At 50.4% G+C, this 17,934-nt stretch carries 14 protein-coding genes; 2 read left to right on the top strand and 12 right to left on the bottom strand.

All coding sequences use genetic code 11. From position 1 onward, the window contains the following. Positions 1 to 154 precede the first annotated feature (154 nt). Complete coding sequence (locus J2Y43_RS22130) at positions 155 to 955, top strand: GH25 family lysozyme (RefSeq protein WP_309987287.1); 801 nt, start codon at positions 155 to 157, stop codon at positions 953 to 955. On the opposite strand, the gene J2Y43_RS22125 is transcribed toward J2Y43_RS22130, so the two are convergent. The 10 genes from J2Y43_RS22125 to J2Y43_RS22080 form a co-directional block, all read right to left on the bottom strand. Continuing rightward, on the bottom strand, positions 952 to 2,010 hold the full coding sequence (locus J2Y43_RS22125; RefSeq protein ID WP_309987925.1) for an agmatine deiminase family protein: 1,059 nt from the start codon (positions 2,008 to 2,010) through the stop codon (positions 952 to 954). The two genes, J2Y43_RS22130 and J2Y43_RS22125, sit on opposite strands and share 4 nt — an antisense overlap. Positions 2,011 to 2,134: 124 nt before the next feature. Further along, positions 2,135 to 2,719: a hypothetical protein gene (locus J2Y43_RS22120; RefSeq protein ID WP_223403555.1), complete on the bottom strand. Its 585-nt coding sequence runs from the start codon at positions 2,717 to 2,719 to the stop codon at positions 2,135 to 2,137. A gap of 11 nt (positions 2,720 to 2,730) precedes the next feature. Beyond that, a complete protein-coding gene (locus J2Y43_RS22115) occupies positions 2,731 to 3,831 on the bottom strand; it encodes a hypothetical protein (RefSeq protein WP_309987293.1) in 1,101 nt (366 codons plus the stop codon). A gap of 337 nt (positions 3,832 to 4,168) precedes the next feature. After that, complete coding sequence (locus tag J2Y43_RS22110; RefSeq protein WP_309987296.1) at positions 4,169 to 5,356, bottom strand: histidinol-phosphate transaminase; 1,188 nt, start codon at positions 5,354 to 5,356, stop codon at positions 4,169 to 4,171. A 106-nt stretch (positions 5,357 to 5,462) separates the two neighbouring features. Beyond that, entirely contained in the window at positions 5,463 to 5,948 is a 486-nt protein-coding gene (locus tag J2Y43_RS22105; protein WP_309987299.1) for a hypothetical protein, read from the bottom strand. A 30-nt stretch (positions 5,949 to 5,978) separates the two neighbouring features. Next, complete coding sequence (locus J2Y43_RS22100; RefSeq protein ID WP_309987303.1) at positions 5,979 to 7,457, bottom strand: SusD/RagB family nutrient-binding outer membrane lipoprotein; 1,479 nt, start codon at positions 7,455 to 7,457, stop codon at positions 5,979 to 5,981. 39 nt (positions 7,458 to 7,496) lie between these two features. Further along, positions 7,497 to 10,652, bottom strand: coding sequence for a SusC/RagA family TonB-linked outer membrane protein (locus tag J2Y43_RS22095; RefSeq protein WP_309987307.1), 3,156 nt, complete (start codon positions 10,650 to 10,652; stop codon positions 7,497 to 7,499). Positions 10,653 to 11,430: 778 nt separating this feature from the next. Continuing rightward, entirely contained in the window at positions 11,431 to 12,339 is a 909-nt protein-coding gene (locus tag J2Y43_RS22090; RefSeq protein WP_309987311.1) for a carbon-nitrogen hydrolase, read from the bottom strand. A gap of 42 nt (positions 12,340 to 12,381) precedes the next feature. Then, positions 12,382 to 13,371, bottom strand: coding sequence for a glycosyltransferase family 9 protein (locus J2Y43_RS22085; protein WP_309987315.1), 990 nt, complete (start codon positions 13,369 to 13,371; stop codon positions 12,382 to 12,384). Further along, positions 13,364 to 14,278 (bottom strand): lysophospholipid acyltransferase family protein, encoded by a 915-nt coding sequence (locus J2Y43_RS22080; protein ID WP_309987318.1) that lies wholly within the window; start codon positions 14,276 to 14,278, stop codon positions 13,364 to 13,366. The genes J2Y43_RS22085 and J2Y43_RS22080 overlap by 8 nt, the downstream gene beginning before the upstream one ends. A 208-nt stretch (positions 14,279 to 14,486) precedes the next feature. Between J2Y43_RS22080 and J2Y43_RS22075 the strand changes: the two genes are divergently transcribed. Then, positions 14,487 to 14,828 carry a hypothetical protein gene (locus tag J2Y43_RS22075; RefSeq protein ID WP_223403539.1) on the top strand — a complete coding sequence of 114 codons (342 nt, stop codon included), beginning with the start codon at positions 14,487 to 14,489 and terminating at the stop codon, positions 14,826 to 14,828. On the opposite strand, the gene cobA is transcribed toward J2Y43_RS22075, so the two are convergent. Continuing rightward, positions 14,825 to 15,589, bottom strand: a complete 765-nt coding sequence (gene cobA, locus J2Y43_RS22070; protein WP_309987324.1) for a uroporphyrinogen-III C-methyltransferase — start codon at positions 15,587 to 15,589, stop codon at positions 14,825 to 14,827. The genes J2Y43_RS22075 and cobA overlap by 4 nt on opposite strands. Positions 15,590 to 15,695: 106 nt before the next feature. After that, positions 15,696 to 17,924: a nitrite/sulfite reductase gene (locus tag J2Y43_RS22065; RefSeq protein ID WP_309987326.1), complete on the bottom strand. Its 2,229-nt coding sequence runs from the start codon at positions 17,922 to 17,924 to the stop codon at positions 15,696 to 15,698. Between the last annotated feature and the right edge of the window lie 10 nt (positions 17,925 to 17,934).

Raw genomic sequence — 17,934 nt, 5'->3', positions numbered from 1 at the left:
ATGTTCTTTTTAAATGATGGCTAATAATTCCGTTTTGTTGATTCAAATATATGTGCTATATCAGGTACTATGCATTACATAGTACACGAGTGGTAATTATGGAAAATGAATGGCGATATGCCGGGAATAACGATCTTTCTTAATTTTGCACGGTATGGCAAAGAAGAAGACCCGCACCTCGTTCAATAAAGTAAAATACCTGAAACCGCTCCCCGCAAAGGGTTGGGCCATTATTGGGGCCATTGTGGTGGTGATCGGTGGGCTGATCTGGTGGAACGACCGGACCGACGAAAACCAATGGGAGTTTATCAGCAAGTTCGGGATCAAGCTGCCGCTGCGTTACGCGGTCCACGGGATCGACGTTTCCCACCACAATGCGAAAATCAATTGGGATAAACTCAAAAGTGCACGCTCGGAGAATGTGAGCATTGATTTCGTTTACATTAAGGCCACCGAAGGCGCAACGCACCTCGACCGGCAATTCAAACGTAACTGGGCCGAGGCCAAAAGAGTTGGGATGAAGCGCGGCGCTTATCATTTCTACAACCCGCGGGTAATGTCCGATCGCCAGGTGGATAATTTCATTGGTCAGGTAAGAATGGAAGCGGGCGACTTACCGCCTGTGCTCGACCTGGAAGTGAATGGCGGTAAGCCCGACGACATCATTATCAAAGGCGTCCGCAACTGGCTGACGCTCATCGAGGCGCATTATGGTGTGAAGCCAATCATTTACGTCAACGAGCATTACTACAAAAAATACATCGCAGGCAACTTCGACGAATATCCCCTCTGGCTCGCAGGCTACTCACGCACGCACCTGAACGACCTCGCATCCGACGCGCACGTGTTGTTCTGGCAGCACAGCGAAAAAGGCTGGGTAGACGGCATCCGTGGCTTCGTGGACTACAATGTATTCCTCCACGAGCGCACCGACTGGGAAAATTTGGCGGATTAAACCAAAGGTTCCTGCTGGCTCAGGCAATGGAAGCTGCCTTGGCCCCAAATGATTTCCGTAGCTAATAGCGGAATGATCTTCCGGCCATTAAATGCTTTTTCCAGAATATCGATGGCGATCTGGTCGTGCGGATTGTTGAATACCGGCACAATTACCCCTGCATTGCAGATCAAAAAGTTGGCATAGGAACCCGGCGTACGGAAATCGTCGATAATGACGGCTTTGGGCATCGGAAGTTCAATGATATTCGGCTGCTTTCCGTTCAGCAAACGCATTTCTTTCAGCATTTGCAGGTTGGTGTTCAGCACCGCGAAATTCTCGTCGTTACGATCGGTTTCGACGCAGGCAACGATAGTGTCTTCATTCACAAAACGCGTGGTATCGTCGATATGGCCATCGGTATCGTCGCCTACAATGCCGTCTTCTACCCACAAGACCTGCTCGATGCCGTAGTAATCACACAATATCTGCTCGATTTGCCCCTGGTTCAAATGCGGGTTACGGTTCGGGTTCAGCAGGCATGATTTGCTGGTAAGCAAGCTGCCCGCGCCATTGAATTCCACCGAGCCGCCTTCCATAATGATCCCCGGATTAACGACCGGCAGGTTCAGGTATTCGGCTACGGCGCGCGGTGTGCGGTTATCGTCGTCATAAGGAGGGTATTTGCCGCCCCAGGCATTATGGCCCCAGTCGACGATCATTTTCTCCCCGGTTTTAGGATTTACCACAAAAGAAGGACCATGGTCGCGGCACCAGGCGTCGTTTGTAGGTTTTACGATGAATTCAATTTTAGCCAGATCGACGCCCGTTTTCGTAAGCTCGCCGATAATGAACTGCTTCAATGCTTCGTCATTGGCAATAATCCCCACATTTTCTCCCTCGCTGATCGCCTTGATGAATGCCAGATATTGCGGTCTCATCTTGGCTAGTTTGTCGCCCTGCCAGGAGGCGTCGTTATGCGGGAAAGTAAGCCAGGTAGCGCGGTGCGGGGCCCATTCGGCGGGGAAAGTAAAACCCAGTTCACGGGGTGTGGATGAAGCGGTATTTGCTGCCAAAGTATATGAAATGTATTGGTTCTGCTCAAAAATGAAGTGCAAAGGTCGTAAAAGGTTTTGAAGCTGGCCAAAAAAATAAAGCCCCGCGAGCGAGGCTTTACATATCGTTGAGCAAATAATGAATTCAGTTGTTGGCGACCATCACATTGTCGACCAGGTAAGTCCCGTCCACAGTTTCCAGGTTGTAAGCCTTGCTCACGCGCCGGGCATTTTCCTGCACTGCCCCCACTTTCCAAGATGATACAATGCCGGTGGAAGGCTCGTAATGATAGAGAATATCCTTTTTAGAAAGCCTTTTCATCCGTTTTCTTCCATGGTTCGTCTGCACATAGTGATGTGGCGTCGCTTCGAGCAGCAATGCGGGTACGATCGGCGATCCGGAAGTGTTGTCTTCCGCAGGACGAAGGTACACGGCCGTCAAGGGCGAAGTAGGCTGATTAAAAACATCGATCTGTTTTACCTGCGTAATCGTCGTTTTCCCGTCTTTGCACGTCTTCACATGCTCACCCACACGCACCTCCGCGATGGATTTGACGCTGCCGTCGGCCATCGTCACCGGTGCATTGGCCGAGAAATACTTGCACCGCTTGGTACTTTTCGAAATCCGGATCGTCGCCTGCGACTGGATGCTGCTGACGGCCGCTATTTCGGTTTGGGCAAAGATGGTGAGTGACAGGAGTGAAAAAATACTGGTGGTCAGAAATTTCATGTGGTGTTGGATTATGAAGATGCCTTCGACACTTTGACAAATACCTTGCTAACCACATTCGGTACAGCACCCAGGCAGATTAATACCAGCCCGGTTGTAATGAGTGTAGAGGTGTGCGCAAAGAATGAACCGGAGGACAAAATCGCTAAAATTAATATCGTTGAGAATGGCAAAGAAAATGCAAGTAACAACACAGCCAGTTCCAGATCAAATGTTCTTTTCTCCTTGGCCATGCCTTTCGCGTCTTCCCGCAGGTTGAATGCGGATATGTGGGCGAGCGGCCAGAAACTGGCGGCACTCAATGGGATCACAATCGACAGCAATACCATATTCTGGTCGGTAATGTTCAGGACGTAGATCATCCCCGCGCTGATGAGCATCGTGATGCCCGCGCGGAAGAACAGTATACTTGCAACGATACGCTTCTTGCCCTCTTTTAGTTGCACGGCCAGGCCGATAAAGAGTAGTACGAGCGGCGTCATCATCGCGCTGGTTTTATCAAAAATATCCAAAACCAATGGCGGCAGCTTGCTGTAATTGATTCCCAGGCTCAGCAGGATAATTGCAATGAAAATCAGCAGGTTAATAGGCTCCTGGAACATGCTTGCGAAGAGGCTTTTCAGCTTTCCGCCCATTTTAGTTTCCTTGTCGTCGCTATTTTTCAAAAACATATTCATTGCAAGAATGTAAAGCGAGATGAGCACGAAGAACTTGTTACCCACGTCGGCCAATGCGGCGATAGCGAGGCTTTTTTCTCCCAAAAACTCAGCAATGAACGGAAAGCATGACAAGCCCGGTGCTAATGAAGGAATAAGCATCATCAGCGTGCGGCCGGTAGGGCTGTTTTTTTCTATTCCAAACAATGCGAATGCAAGCGGCGCGGAAAAGAACATCAGGAAGTTGAAGATCAGCGTAACGAGCGGAATCACGAACATCGACGAATCGATGTCTATTTTCATTAGAGAGATAAATATCGTTGAGGGTAGCGCTACGGAGAGGATAATCTCCTTGATGCCGTTGGTTTGGTCCTTGTTCTTGAACTTGCTTTTGAGCAACAGTCCCAAGGCAATTAGTAATAATAGCGTGATGGTTTTTTGCAATGCGTCACTCATGATCAGGCATATTTAAGTAATAGGAGTGTATCGAAGATTAAAGAGGAGTGGTGCTTTCGCGGAGTGTTGTAACGAGGTAAGTAACGGGAGTGAAAATCTGTAACTTCTTGGTCGGGTGTTGTCAGGTAGTGGTCATTTATAGTCAGGTGTTGTCAGATGTAGTCAGGTTTGGTCAGGAATTCTCATTGGTAGTGGAATATTATAAAATATAGAAAGGAGAAAATTTGACAATGCCTGACTATAAATGACCACATCTGACAATACTTAACTGTCCCTGACAACACATGACCACATCTGACAATACTTGACAACACCTGACAAATATTTGACCGTAGCGTTAGCTAAGTGCCCCCAGCGCCCCCACAAACGCCTTCATCTCATCCATCGTACCGATACTAACCCGGCACCATGGTTTGTTCTGGACGTCGAAAGAGCGGACGGCGATGCCTTTGGCGGTCATTTTGCTGAGCAGCTCCTTGCCCGGAATCGAAATGGGGAAGAGCACGAAATTGGTGTAGGACGGGATGTACTTGTAACCCATCTTGTCGAGGTTTTCGTAGAGATATGTTTTGGCCTCGTGGTTCAGTTTGCGGGTGTTGCCCTGGAAATCCTTATCGTCGAGGCTGGCGGATGCCGCGAAAATCGACGTGTAGGAAATGCCCATTCCGCCGCGTGTGATTTTGTTGATACCGGCGAGGAATTCAGGCTGTGCCGCAATGTAACCCACACGGATACCGGCCATACCCATAATTTTGGAGAATGTACGGGCGATGATCACGTTCTTCTTTTGGGCCAGCAGGGAAACCATGCTTTGGGTATCGGCGCCTACTGCGAGCTCGATGTAAGCCTCGTCCACGAACACCGGTACTTTTTCGGACACGCGCGAGCAGAAGTCGAGCAGGTCCTGGCCTTTGGTAATGGCTCCTGTCGGGTTGTTGGGGTTACAAACATAAACCAGTTTAGTATCCTTGTCGATCGCCGCTTCCATAGCTTTCAGGTCGTGTGACCAGTCGGCTGTACATGGAACGGGCTTCCAGGTAGCGCCTACCGATTTCGCCACGCTCACGAGCGACATATAGCAAGGGTCGGCTGATACGATATTGCCGCCATTCATAAAAGTGACCAATGCTACTTTTTCGAGCAAATCGGACGAGCCGGGGCCCATCATAATGTGCTCAGCAGTAACGCCTTCTTTTTTCGCGATTTTATCGATGAGGTCGTACATTTCCTTCCAGGCGTAACGGTTCCCGTTTTTCACGGAATCAGCCACCGCTTTCTGGGCCGACATCGGCGGGCCGTATGGGTTTTCGTTCGAACTTAACCTGGCAACGATTTTTGGTGCCTTGAAGTCATTTGGCAAGAAGTGTTCTCTCACCATCGGGCTACGGTAAATGCGGTTTTCAGGATCCAGTGACAACGGTGTGTTCTCGAATGCGCCGGCAGTAAGGTGTGGTGCTACGGCGATGCCGCCCAGTGCCATTAAACCGGACTTTAACAGATTACGACGGTCGATTTTTTGATTCATTGTTCAATTGTTTAAGTACGTGACGATAATTATTAGGAGTAAAAATCTTAATTCAAGTTACAAAATCGGCAGGTCAACTGCGAAGCGTATATTCCTTGTTTTTCAGTTAGTTAGCCTGTACTTGCGAGAATCGCGTAAATGCGATTCCCTTATGGCTGCCCGACCAGGATATCTTGGTAATGCTGCCTGCTTTTGGCGCTGTTACGCCCAGGTCGGCCCAGGTTTTTTCCAGTTTGACCACCCCTTGTGCATCGGAAGTAACTTCGCCCAGGACAGCGCCTGTACGTAGGGTGATTTTAATGGCCAGGTTCGGTACCGGGATGGAGTCGATACCTTTGGTATGGTCGAGAATATTGGTCTTGTCGAGTTCCAGCAGCCGGGCCGAAAGCGTTAGTTTTTCGGCGGTGGCGGAATAGGTGACGGTCGGTTCGCTGGCAATAGGAGCACCGAACGGAGCGCCTACGATGTCAACCAGCACCGGAGCCACGTCACGGTCGAGGAACGGGTCCTCTTCTTTGCATGACACAAAACCAAACGTGATTGCCAGCATGACCAGCGCGGAAGGGAAAAGCGATTGGATATTTTTCATCATCTTCAATGTCTTGGAATTGGGAATAAACCGTTATTTCTCAGCCCACCACAGCTTGGTTTTCATGTCGTCGGCGCCACCATTGAGCTTCACGCCGTCGCCTACCGCGGTTGCATTCAGCGAGTATTCCGATGCCGGATAGTTGAAGCGGGTAGGGAGGACGCCGCCATTGTTCAGCACGGCACGCGGGTCGGGTGCGGGGAAAACAGGGAAGCCCGTCCGGCGCCATTCGATCCATGCTTCCACCCCCTGCCCGAACAGCGAGATCCATTTTTGTTCGAGTACCTTTTCCTTGCTTACCGGGCCGGCTTTGGTTATGTAATCGGCAGGCGGCGTGAGGCCGTACTGCGCGAACGAGGCGGTAATACCGGCTTCGAAGTACTTTTTGGCATCGCCGGTAATGTCACCGTCAATGGCGGCCTCGGCCAGGATGAAGTTCAAATCGGCGAAGGTCATGATTACCTCGGGCGCAGCGGCATCGGTGAATGCCTTGCCGATGGTGGAGCTGGTAGCGAGGTAGCCGGTCGCGATCGCATCGGGCAGGCCGTTGGCGTGGCCCTGGTAGAGACCGTCCTTGTTAGGATTGGCATACACGGTAATGCGGGTATCGCCCAATGCATTCATCTTGTCGGCCAGCGTTTTGCTGATGTTCCAGTCGGTACGGCCGCCCTGGATCAGGATCTGGTTCCATTCGTTATTGCTCGGGAGCACAGTGGTGCATTTCAATGAGGCATTATCCGCATTGCTGGTGAAAATCGGGAACTTGGCTGCGTCGCCGAGGATTTCGGCAAATATCGCTTTCGACTCGGCTGGTTTTTTAGCGGCCTGGCGGTTAGCCAGGCGCAGACGGAGCGAGTTGGCGAATTTCTTCCATTTCAAAATATCACCCGCATACAAAATGTCGCCCGCAATGGCCGGGCCGCTTACCGACAACTTTTCGTTGGCCATTTTCAGATCGTTCAGCAAACCGGCATAAATGGTCTCCATCGAATCGTACTTGGGCGTGTAAATCGGGTCGGTACCCGTGCCTTTAATGGCGTCGGTGTACGGGATCGAGCCGTACATGTCGGTAAGGAGGGAGAATACCCAGGTGCGCATCACCAGTGCAACTCCCTCATAATTAGCGTTAGGTGAAGCCGACTCGGCATTGGTTTGGTTAATGATGCGTTGGAAATTGAGCAGGCCGTCGTTGAAAAAGCCTTTCCAGTTGTTGGATAGCAATGCGGGCGAAACGGTGTAATCGTCGCCTTCGTTGCTGTAAATATTCCGGGTCAAGTGCTGCACGTACAATTCGGCGGCGTCGATGTTAATGCGCTCGAAGCGGTCGCGGTGGCCCCAGTAGCGGTCAACCGACGTTTCGATACCGGTAGGGAGCAGGTATTGCGGGCCGATAGCCGTAGGGCTGTTCGGGCTCACGTTCATGCTGTCGAAATCCTTGGTGCAGCTGGTGATGCTCATTGCGCCTGCAAGGGCGGTCATCCAGATGTTTTTATGGGTCAAAATGCTTTTCATCTCGTAATGCTTTTAGGTCTTCAAATAATTTGGAGGGGATCAGAATGACAGCGAGAGGTTTGCACCGATACTGCGGGAGCTCGGAAGCTCGCCATAACCGAATCCTTGCTGGTTACCACCTTTCGCATCGATCTCCGGATCGATATGCGGGGTGTTTTTGAAGATCATCCATACGTTCCGTCCGACGAGCGAGATCTTGGCCGACTGAATTTTTACCTTTTTCAACAATGCAGGGCTGAAAGAGTAGCCGAGCGACACTTCGCGTAGTTTTACATAGCTCGCGTCGAAAATTGCCGACTCATGGTAGTTACGAGGGTTGGAATAGCCATAAAGCTGGTTGGCAGTTACGATAATATCGTTTGGAACATAAGATTTTGAACCATCAGCTGCCGTCACTTCGCGTACACCCTGGCCGATCACACCTTCTTCACGGCCTAATGCGGTCTCGGCATACTGGCCTGTCCAGCGGGCTGTTCCGGTGCCTTCGTCATAAATATCGCCACCCATGCGAACGTCCACCAATGCGCTCAGCGACCAGCCTTTGTAGTTGAACGTGTTCAGCATACCGCCGATCCAGTCGGGCTGGATGTTGCCCAGCTTTTGTCCGGCAGCTGTGAGCGGCAGACCATTCGCGCCGTAAACGACCTGACCATTGTATTTCTGGAAACCTACACCGTAGAATGTGCCGTAGGGCTGGCCTACGCGTGCTTCCGACGACATACCGCGTTGTGTAGCGAGTGTGTAGGTTGTCAAACCTTCGGCGAGTTCCACCACCTTGTTGCGGTTGCGCGCCCAGTTGAGCGACACATCCCAACTGAAACCGCCCGGCAGTTTCACCGGCGTTCCCGAGACCGAGATTTCAATCCCTTTGTTGGTGATCTTTCCGGCATTCAGGATGCGGGTGTTGTAACCGCTCGCTTTGGAAATTTCCACGCCGAGGATCTGGTCTTTGGTCGTCTGGTTGTAGTAGGTTACGTCCAGGCCGATTTTGCCTTTCAAAAAGCGCAGATCCGCACCGAGTTCGAGGCCGGTTGTGATTTCAGGTTTCAGGCCGCTGTTGGCGATTTCGATGTTTTCGGAGAATTTGGGCACTGCGCCATTCCACGAACCTTTTGCGAGGAATGTCTGCGCCAATTGGTAAGGCGTAGCGTCGTTACCTACCTGGGCGTAGCTCGCGCGGACTTTGCCAAAAGTGAACACGTTACTCTTCACATCGAACAGCTCGGTAAGCACTGCGCTCAACGACGCCGAAGGATAGAAGTACGAGCGTGCATTGGCAGGCAGCGTGCTCGACCAGTCGTTGCGGGCGGTCAGGTCGAGGAACAATGCGTCTTTCCAAGAGAGGTTAGCCGTTCCGAACAAGCTCTGCGTTTCCGATTTACGGATCTCACTTTCAATGGTATTCTGGCTTGGAACGGAGTTTCCTGCATTGTACAGGCCGTCCACCACCATTTCACCCACATAGAAGTAGTTCCTTTTGTAGTAATTGGTACGTTTAATACCGCCGACCTGTACATTCAATCCGAAATCCGCATTGATGTTCTTGTTGTAAGTCAGCATGAAATCCGAGTTGGTTTCCTGGCTGCGCAATACTTCTTCGGAAAAGCGTCCCGGTGTGCGAACGCCGTTGCGGACGCGCAGGAAGTTGGATACGTTAATGCGCGTATCGGTCCAGTAGTCGGTACCACTGCGGAGCATAATGCTCAGCGATGGCAATATCTTGTAATTCAATGCGATGTTACCCAATAGGCGGTCCTTCTCATTGCTTTGCGGAAGTTTCTTTTGAGAGAAATACGGGTTGGTGAAGAACGTGTGCTGCCAGTTAGGCGGGTCGGTGTCGTTGCCGCGCTGGTTGTGCACATCCATATAGCTTTCATAATCCCGCAGCTGCGCCCACGATACGTGGCGGTGCGACCAGATGAACTCCTGTCCGCTGCCGTAGCTCTTGTTGTCGGAACCCGATTTGATGTACTCGCCTGAAAGCGTAATGCTGAGGTTCTTGGTCAGGTTATAGCCGGAGTTAATGCGGAAATTGTTCCGGTGAAAATCATTATAGTACATAATACCCGTCTGATCCACACGGCTCAGGCCGAGGCGGAAATACCCCTTGTCGTTACCGCCGTTCAGCGCAACGCTGTTCGTAATGGTACGACCGGTATTCCAGTACTCGTTCCAGTTGTTGGGCTGAGGAGTCAGTGGTGCAACATCGTCACCAGTCCACCACTGTCTCACCAGGCGCCCGTCCATCGGAGCTCCCCAGCTTTCGTCTGTCCCTTCTGATCCTACGAGCGGATATCGTGCGTCGTAAACGGCGCGGTATTGCGCAATCTCGGCCGGATCGGTGATGTTGCCGCTCCAACCGTCGTTATACCAGGTGCGGTAGCCATTACCACCCCCATAAGTGTTCTGGAAATTCGGTTTGATCCACGGGCGTTCGAAACTGATGTTGGAGTTGATATCCACACCAAGCCCTTTCGTACCCTGGCCGTTTTTAGTAGTAATGAGGATAACGCCGTTGGCTGCGCGGGAGCCGTACAATGCGGCCGCGTTGGGCCCTTTGAGTACGGACATTTCCTTGATATTGTCGGGATTGATCTCCGAAATACCGCCTCCCCACGTTTTGTTGGCGGTTTGCTCCATAGGTACGCCATCGATCACGATCAACGGCTGGTTGTTGCCGGAAACAGACGATGATCCACGAATCTGGATCGTGGAGCCGCTGCCCGGACCGCCATTGGATTGCACGCGAACGCCGGCAATTTTGCCCGAAAGGGCATTTGCTACGTTCGTTGAACGCGATTCGGTGAGTGCGCTTCCTTTCACTTCCTGTACTGTATATCCCAACGCCTTTTTCTCACGCTCGATACCGAATGCGGTTACCACCACCTCGGCCAGCTGTCGCGTGTCAGCGTCCAGTTTGATGTCAAATTTGGTTTGGTTGCCGATCGGCATTTCTTTGATCAGGAAACCTACATATGAGATGACGAGCACGCCGTCACCCGGAACCGAAAAGCTGAAATTACCGTCAGCATCGGCATTTGTACCCACATTGGTGCCTTTGTAAATGATTGACGCGCCTGCAAGTCCAAGACCATCTTCGGCCGCTGTTACCTTTCCGGTGAGCTGGCGCACTTGTGCGAAAGCTACCGGGGAACACAGACAAACCCATATAAATAAGAGTAGAACTTTACGCATGGGAATCAGGGGTTAAAATTGTTAGGTGTAGTAGTAGGAGGAGAAAAAAGTTATGGCTGTGAGGCGTCCACATTTCCGTGCGCCGCACACACTTTCATGTGGACAGAACAACACAGCCATAAGCTTGCAACACTGCTTTTCCGGAAAGCAATACCCTCTTTAATCGAGGACAAACAGGTCAGATCGTTTCAGTGAGGCCATAAAAAAGCCAGACGTCGACAAGCGGTGTTTGTCCACGGTGTCAAGAAACCTGTATTAAAAAAATTATATTGTGTTGGAGCGTAACCCGCCCGGTGTCCGTGTTTCGGTACCTCCGGCTTTCAGCAAGCTCCTCTCAACACGGTCAGATATATTCATGTGCGGCTGGAATATATCCTCGGTTTAGAAGTTCTGTCATTCGTTTAATGACTTTTCAAATATACTGACAATGTCAAATAATGCAAGAGATTAAATTTAAAAATTGAAGTTTTTTGCAATAAAAATTGGTCATTTAAAATCAATACAGACTATTATTGTAATAATTTGATAATAAATTTTACTAATCTGATTTTTAGCGCTTCCTATCGGTTTTGTAGATTAATGCGCTGATTTTTAGTCTGTAATTGTCTAAAATATAGGTGTTTACTAGAATTTGATTCTTATAAAATTGTAACATTGGGTTACTCGTCGGTTTTTACCGCGCTTACACCCGCCAGAACTTGAAACAATAAAAAAGAGCGCCCCGGTTAACGGGCGCTCTTTTGGGGTATATTGAAATAGTTATATTTTTATATTGTGGCTAGTCGATAAACCGCTTTAAAATAGGGCGGTAAGAATCCACGCGGCGGTCACGTAAGAATGGCCAGGTAGTGCGGTAAAAATCGAGTTTTTCGAGGTCCAATTCTTCCACGTGGGTTACTTCGCCTTCGTGCGGCGCGAGGTACAGCAGCCTGCCCTGCGGGTTAGCGATGAACGATCCTCCCCAGAACTGCTGGTCGGCTTCGCGGCCCACGCGGTTCACAGACACTACGTATACGCCGTTCGCGACGGCGTGTCCGCGCTGCACGGTTTGCCAGGCTCCGTACTGTTCTTCATTAATAATAGGATCCTTTTCATTTACATCCCAGCCGATAGCCGTAGGGTAGAAGAGGATTTCTGCGCCCATAAGGCTGGTAATGCGCGCCGCCTCGGGATACCACTGATCCCAGCAAATGAGCACGCCGATTTTGGCAAATCTGGTATTGAATATCCGGTAGCCGTCGGTATCCCGCTCACTCACGGGAGCATCGCCCGGCGAGGCGTCGCCCGGCGTGAAATAGAATTTTTCGTAGTAACCGGGGTCGTCGGGGATGTGCATTTTGCGGTATTTGCCCAGATAAGCACCGTCGGCGTCGAGTACGGCGGTGGTATTATGGTACAGGCCGTGCGCACGTTTTTCAAACAGCGAGGCGATGATCACCACGCCCAGTTCCTTCGCCAATGCACCCAGCGACTCGGTCGACGGGCCGGGAATGGCTTCGGCCAGACTGAAATTGCCATGGTCTTCGACATCGCAGAAATACAGCGACTTGAACAGCTCTTGCAGACAGATAATGTTCGCGCCTTTTTGCGCAGCTTCGCGGATTTTCTCGGTAGCCTTCTGAAAGTTAGCATCAACGTCCGAAGTGCAGCTCATTTGCACCAGACCAATGTTTACTTTTTTTGCCATTTTGGATGTTTGTGTGGATGAATAACGGACTGAAATGCAACACTAATTTGACTGTGGGAGTTCTGGGATCGGGAAATCGAACGAAATATCGTTCATGCATTTGAAATGGCCTTTCGGACATTTGCTGTAACCGATCTTCGAACACGGGCGGCAATCGAGGCCTTTTACTTCCAATTTTTCAAATGTGGTGCGATAGGGATACATGCCAAATTCGGGAATGGTATTGCCCCATATCGAATAGACCTTCTTTCTGAATGCGGCTGCAACGTGCATCAGCCCAGTGTCGTGCGTGAACACGATCAATGCCTTTTGGATTAAGGAAGCCGATTGGTTGAAATTGTAATTCCCGCAGGCATTCAAAATCTGCGTGTCGCCTAATGCATTGCGGATGGCTTCGCCCGCTTCAAAATCCTCCGGCCCGCCTAGCAGAATGACGGGATGGTCGATTTTCCGACAGAGCTCGATCATGCGCAGCGCAGGCATTTTCTTTGTGAAATGCTGCCCGCCGATGGCGTAAGCGACATAGCTTTTGCGGTGCGTTTCGGGCAGCCCTTCGAGTTCTACCTGATCATTATAAGGAATGAAATAGTCGAGTCCTTCGCCGTCGTTTTGGATGTTGAATGTTTTAAGCGTATCCAAACATCTGTCCACAATGTGAACTGGCGGCAGGTGGTTGATCTTGAACTGCGTCATGAGCCACTTTTGCACATTCAGTTTCTCGAAACTGAATGCCGGTACGCCGAGCGTCCATTTGATGCGGAGCGTGCGGATGTTGCGGTGGAGATCGATGATGTAGTCGAACTTTTCCTCTTTGAGCAATGCCAGCAGTTCCTTGGCATTGCCTTTTTCAAGCAGCCAAACCTTATCGATGTAAGGATTGTCGCACAGCAGGAACTCGAATTTGCTTTTGGTAAAATAGTGGATTTCGGCCTCCGGCATCTGCTTTTTCAGGCAGCGCACCACGGGCGTCGTGAGTACGATGTCGCCAATGGAGGAAAAACGCAGGATGAGGAACTTGACCGGTTTATTCACTTGGGATTTCCTGTAATAATTGTAAAGGGTTCAAATGCGCCGGGCGCGGGTGTTTCCAGCGTTTATGCGTCCATAACCAGTTATCAGGCTGGCGGCGGATGTCTTCTTCCAAAAAGCCGATCTGCTTTTGCAGAATGCTGTTAGTGGGCTCCTGCTTCGGCGTGTCGGTGATCGGCCGGAAATAGGCCTTGTAAAATCCGCGGCGAAGCTCGTTTTTAAGAATACCCATATATAGTACCGGTGCATTCAATCGGCGCGCAATGAGTTCGACGCCTCGGTATACGCCCGTGTCCTGGTTGAGGAATTTCGTCCAGAATGCCTTTTCCGGTACGGCCGACTGATCGTTGATCAATACGAACAAAAACGGCCTGTCGCGCGGCTCGAATGCCTTCGAAATGGCCTCTTTCATCGTTACCATCTCGGTACCGAAACGCGTACGCACGTTTTTGAACCAGTCTTCGAAAGTATCGTTCTGCAACTCGTGGTACACGACCACGATCTGGTGCGGCAGTTTGGCAGAGGCGAAAAGATTCAGCATTTCCCAATTTCCCAAATGCCCCGCTACCACCACGGCATTCTGTTTCTTTTCAAAGTAATGCATTAGCAAAGGTGTTTCCAGATCGAACCTTTGCAACAAATCGTCTTTCGAAACCGACTTCATTTTAATGGTTTCGAAGATAATGTCCGTGAAGTTGCGGTAAAATTTCGCGGCGATTTCGTGAATTTTCGTTTCGCTGAGCTCGGGAAAGCTGTTACGCATGTTTTGCAGCACCACTTTTTTGCGGTACTGGCCAATATCGAAGATCAGGAAACGGACGATGTCGGAAAGCTTGTAGAGCGCTCCCCAGGATAGCTTCGACACCGCATTGAGCAGCATCAGAAACAAGTGGGTAGTGAACGCTTTCATGTGAGGAACATCTTGTACTAAAACGGTAATTAGGCTGCAAAGTTAACACTTTGATTGCATTTTACCTGAAATAACCCGCTGAACGGCAGTCTTCGCAGCCTTAGAAGTATTGTAAATTAGGCGGTTGCGGGACACAACTATTCACCGAACTTAGGATCGGAGTTTCGTTTTGTTTATATTCACTCTTTCAAACAGTAGAACTAATGCTATGCTGGAAGGATTATTTGATATCAAGAATGATCGCAGACTAAGCGTCTACCTGTACCGCGCTGGTTTCGGTATGTGGCTGATGTACCTGGTGCTGGGCGCTCCCGCGCTGCACGTGTACAAGCATTACCGTCAGGATTGCGGTATGCTCTGTTTTGTATTGATGATTTTTGGTTTCAGCGCGTCGATGGTGTATGACTATTTCCACCACCGCGACCAATATGAAGTGAAGAAGAAGTGGCTGTTTATCAGCTATGTAATTCTTGCTGGAATAATCTACTTTGTCGAATTCCGCGGCCACGAGAACAGTATCAACCTCGACTGGCTGCTGGGGCTCCTCTAATCCGCAACCGACTGCGAATTCTGCATCATTTCCCGCACTTTTTCGTAACTAAGATCCGGTAATGCCGCTACTTTCCCGATCACGATGATCGCCGGAGACGCCATTTCCGCCACTTGCGAAAGCGGTACGATATTCCCGATCTTGCCCGTAACTACCTTCTGGTTTTCCAATGTGCCATTCTGGATGATGGAAATGGCTTCGTCGAATTTGCCGAGTTCGGAGTAGATGCTTACTATCTCCTGCAATTTGTGAAGACCCATTAAAATAACAACCGTCGCAGTCGATTGCGCAGCCAGGCGCACATCATTCGAAAGCGCGTGCTGCTTGGTAGTACCGGTAATGACCCAGAAACTCTCGCTCATGCCACGGGAAGTCAGCGGAATGCCCGCCAATGCAGGTGCCGCGTAGCTGCTCGAAATGCCGGGGATTACTTCGGATTCAATGCCGTGTTCTGCTGCAAAGAGGATTTCTTCATATCCGCGACCGAATATAAACGAGTCGCCGCCTTTCAGCCGCACTACTTCACCATATTGACGCGCCTTTTCGACGATCAGGTCGTTGATTTCGTCCTGGCCGCAGCTGGTTTTGCCGAAGCGTTTGCCGACGAGGATTTTGACGCAATCTTCCGGGCAGCAATCCAGTAATGAGGGATGGGCGAGGGAATCGTATAAAACGACCCGCGCTTTTTGCAGGGCCTTGATTCCTTTGAGGGTGATCAGGTCGGGATCGCCCGGACCTGCCCCGATGAGTGTCAGTTTCATGGTGAAGAGGACTTCGGCTTTCGGCTTTCAGCTGTCGGCTTTTTTAATTTCTGAAAATATCAGTAATAAAAAGCCGACAGCCGATTGCCGAAAGCTGACAGCCAATTTAACTATCCTTTCCGAATGAAAGCTCTTGCAATGCAGGCTCTCCGGTTTCGACCAATTGCGCCTCGCGGGTTTCGCGAACGAAGTTCAGGAAGTGCTCCGAGGTACTGATGAAATATTGTGCGAATGCTTCGCTTGGTTCGAATTTATTGATGCTGAATACCAGTGCTTTGAATGGGGTTTCGGTTTGATTTTCGACTGCAAATTCGGCAGGAACGTCATATTTGAAATCCTGTCCGAAGTGCGTTTCGAAATCGTTGATAATGCCGTATTGCGTGTTGGTAGTCACGTCTTTCGACATCAGCAAACCTTTCGCGCCGGTGATGAACACGTTGTATGCGTGGTAAATCGCATCCGCCCAAACACCCGATTGGAAAGATTCTTTCGCCAAATTCAATTTCTCCTGGCCTTCGATGATGGTCGTCGCCACGAGGTCAACCAGCACGGAAGCACATTCGCCAACCCCGATTTCCGTTTTGAACAATTCATCGTGATCCCAGTCGCGGTAATCGTCGTCCTGTACGGTTGTGAGGTCCGCAAGGGGTTTCAGCAACTGGAAGAAGTAGTTCTTCGTCTGGCGGAGATAGTACTGGTTGAAATATTCTCCATCCATTGCATTTGCTTCATAATCATTGAAAAGCAGGCGCAATACTTCCGGTCCGCGTTTGGTAGGAACTTTGATCACCTTATCGCCGATCAAACCAATGCCGTCGCCGGAGAAACCACCGCCGAGCAGCACTTGCAATGCAGGCAATACCAGCTTGCCGTTTTTGATCGAACTGCCGTGGAAACCGATATTGGCCGCATTATGCTGGCCGCAACCGTTCATACAGCCGCTGATTTTGATTTTAATATCCTGATTATAAATCATTTCAGGGAACTCGTCGCGCATTACGTCTTCCAGCACGCGGGTGATACCATAGCTGCTCGAAATCGCGAGGTTACAAGTATCGGTTCCGGGGCAGGTGGTAATGTCCATTGTGCTGTCGAAGCCTGGGGCTGCGAGGCCCAGTTTCGCGAGTTCGTGGTAAATGGCTACGAGGTCTTCGCCTTTCACGAAACGCAGGATATAACCCTGGTTTACAGTCACACGAATATCGTCGGCTGCATATTTGCGTACCACATCAGCCAGGCTGCGGGCGGTGTCGGAGTTCATATCCCCCAGCAGCACGCGCAGCTGCACGGCATACCAGCCTTTTTGTTTTTGTTCAAATGTATTGGTACGCAGCCATTTGGTGAAAATGTCGAGCTTGTCGGCGTCGATGCTTTCGGCAGCGATTTTCAGGATTTCCGCCTCGGACAATGCAGGGCGCGGTGCGTGGTTGATCGCCTCGTACTCGTTGGTGCCGAAAAGGTCTTCCGGAATCTGGAATATTTTGTTACGTACTGCTTTACGTTCTTCCTCCACTTTTTCCATCATGCCTTCCAGGCCGAGGTCGTTGAGGAGGAACTTCATACGCGCCTTGTGACGACGTACGCGCTCGCCATAGCGGTCGAACACGCGAAGCAATGCTTCTATGAAAGGAATTACCTTCTCTTCTTCAAGGAATTCGAATGCAGTTTGTGCCGAGAATGGCTGCGCGCCAAGGCCGCCGCCGATGAGCACTTTGAAACCGCGGACGGTTTCACCCGCTTCGTTCTGACCCATTTTAGCGATCAGACCCACGTCGTGGATGAATGCCAATGCAGAGTCCTTTTCAGAAGAAGAAACCGCGATTTTAAACTTCCGGCCCATATCCTGGTTGATCGGGTTGCGGAGGAAATAAGAGAAGATCGAATGGGTGATCGGCGTTACGTCGAACGGCTCATCCGGATCGATACCCGCGACAGACGACGCCGTAACGTTACGGATCGTATTACCACAAGCTTCTTTCAACGTAATGCCCGCATCTTCCAGGTCGGCCCACAATTGCGGCGAATCCGAAAGTTTTACAAAGTGCAGCTGGATGTCCTGGCGCGTGGTCGCGTGCAGGTTACCGGTTGCATATTTGTCGGAAGTATCAGCAATACGGACCAGCTGATCGGCTGTTATGCGGCCGTAAGGCAATTTGATGCGGATCATCTGCACGCCGGGCTGACGCTGACCATACACACCGCGTGTCAGACGGAATTTACGGAACGCCTCTTCCGGGGTTTCGCCGGAGTTGAATGCACCGATCTTTTGTTGCAGGTCAATGATATCGCGCTTCGCAACGGCGGATACTTTGTCAGAAATGATTAAATCGCTCATGATGATATTC

The sequence above is a fragment of the Dyadobacter sp. BE31 genome (assembly GCF_031457695.1).
In the GTDB taxonomy this organism is placed as follows: domain Bacteria; phylum Bacteroidota; class Bacteroidia; order Cytophagales; family Spirosomataceae; genus Dyadobacter.
This window is presented reverse-complemented; position numbering and strand designations above follow the sequence as displayed.

Excerpts from the sequence above, each read along its gene's own strand:
- J2Y43_RS22130 (WP_309987287.1), top strand. The coding sequence starts at position 155 with ATGGCAAAGAAGAAGACCCGCACCTCGTTCAATAAAGTAAAATACCTG.
- J2Y43_RS22120 (WP_223403555.1), bottom strand. The coding sequence starts at position 2,719 with ATGAAATTTCTGACCACCAGTATTTTTTCACTCCTGTCACTCACCATC.
- J2Y43_RS22115 (WP_309987293.1), bottom strand. The coding sequence starts at position 3,831 with ATGAGTGACGCATTGCAAAAAACCATCACGCTATTATTACTAATTGCC.
- J2Y43_RS22110 (WP_309987296.1), bottom strand. The coding sequence starts at position 5,356 with ATGAATCAAAAAATCGACCGTCGTAATCTGTTAAAGTCCGGTTTAATG.
- J2Y43_RS22105 (WP_309987299.1), bottom strand. The coding sequence starts at position 5,948 with ATGATGAAAAATATCCAATCGCTTTTCCCTTCCGCGCTGGTCATGCTG.
- J2Y43_RS22100 (WP_309987303.1), bottom strand. The coding sequence starts at position 7,457 with ATGAAAAGCATTTTGACCCATAAAAACATCTGGATGACCGCCCTTGCA.
- J2Y43_RS22095 (WP_309987307.1), bottom strand. The coding sequence starts at position 10,652 with ATGCGTAAAGTTCTACTCTTATTTATATGGGTTTGTCTGTGTTCCCCG.
- J2Y43_RS22090 (WP_309987311.1), bottom strand. The coding sequence starts at position 12,339 with ATGGCAAAAAAAGTAAACATTGGTCTGGTGCAAATGAGCTGCACTTCG.
- J2Y43_RS22080 (WP_309987318.1), bottom strand. The coding sequence starts at position 14,278 with ATGAAAGCGTTCACTACCCACTTGTTTCTGATGCTGCTCAATGCGGTG.
- J2Y43_RS22075 (WP_223403539.1), top strand. The coding sequence starts at position 14,487 with ATGCTGGAAGGATTATTTGATATCAAGAATGATCGCAGACTAAGCGTC.
- cobA (WP_309987324.1), bottom strand. The coding sequence starts at position 15,589 with ATGAAACTGACACTCATCGGGGCAGGTCCGGGCGATCCCGACCTGATC.
- J2Y43_RS22065 (WP_309987326.1), bottom strand. The coding sequence starts at position 17,924 with ATGAGCGATTTAATCATTTCTGACAAAGTATCCGCCGTTGCGAAGCGC.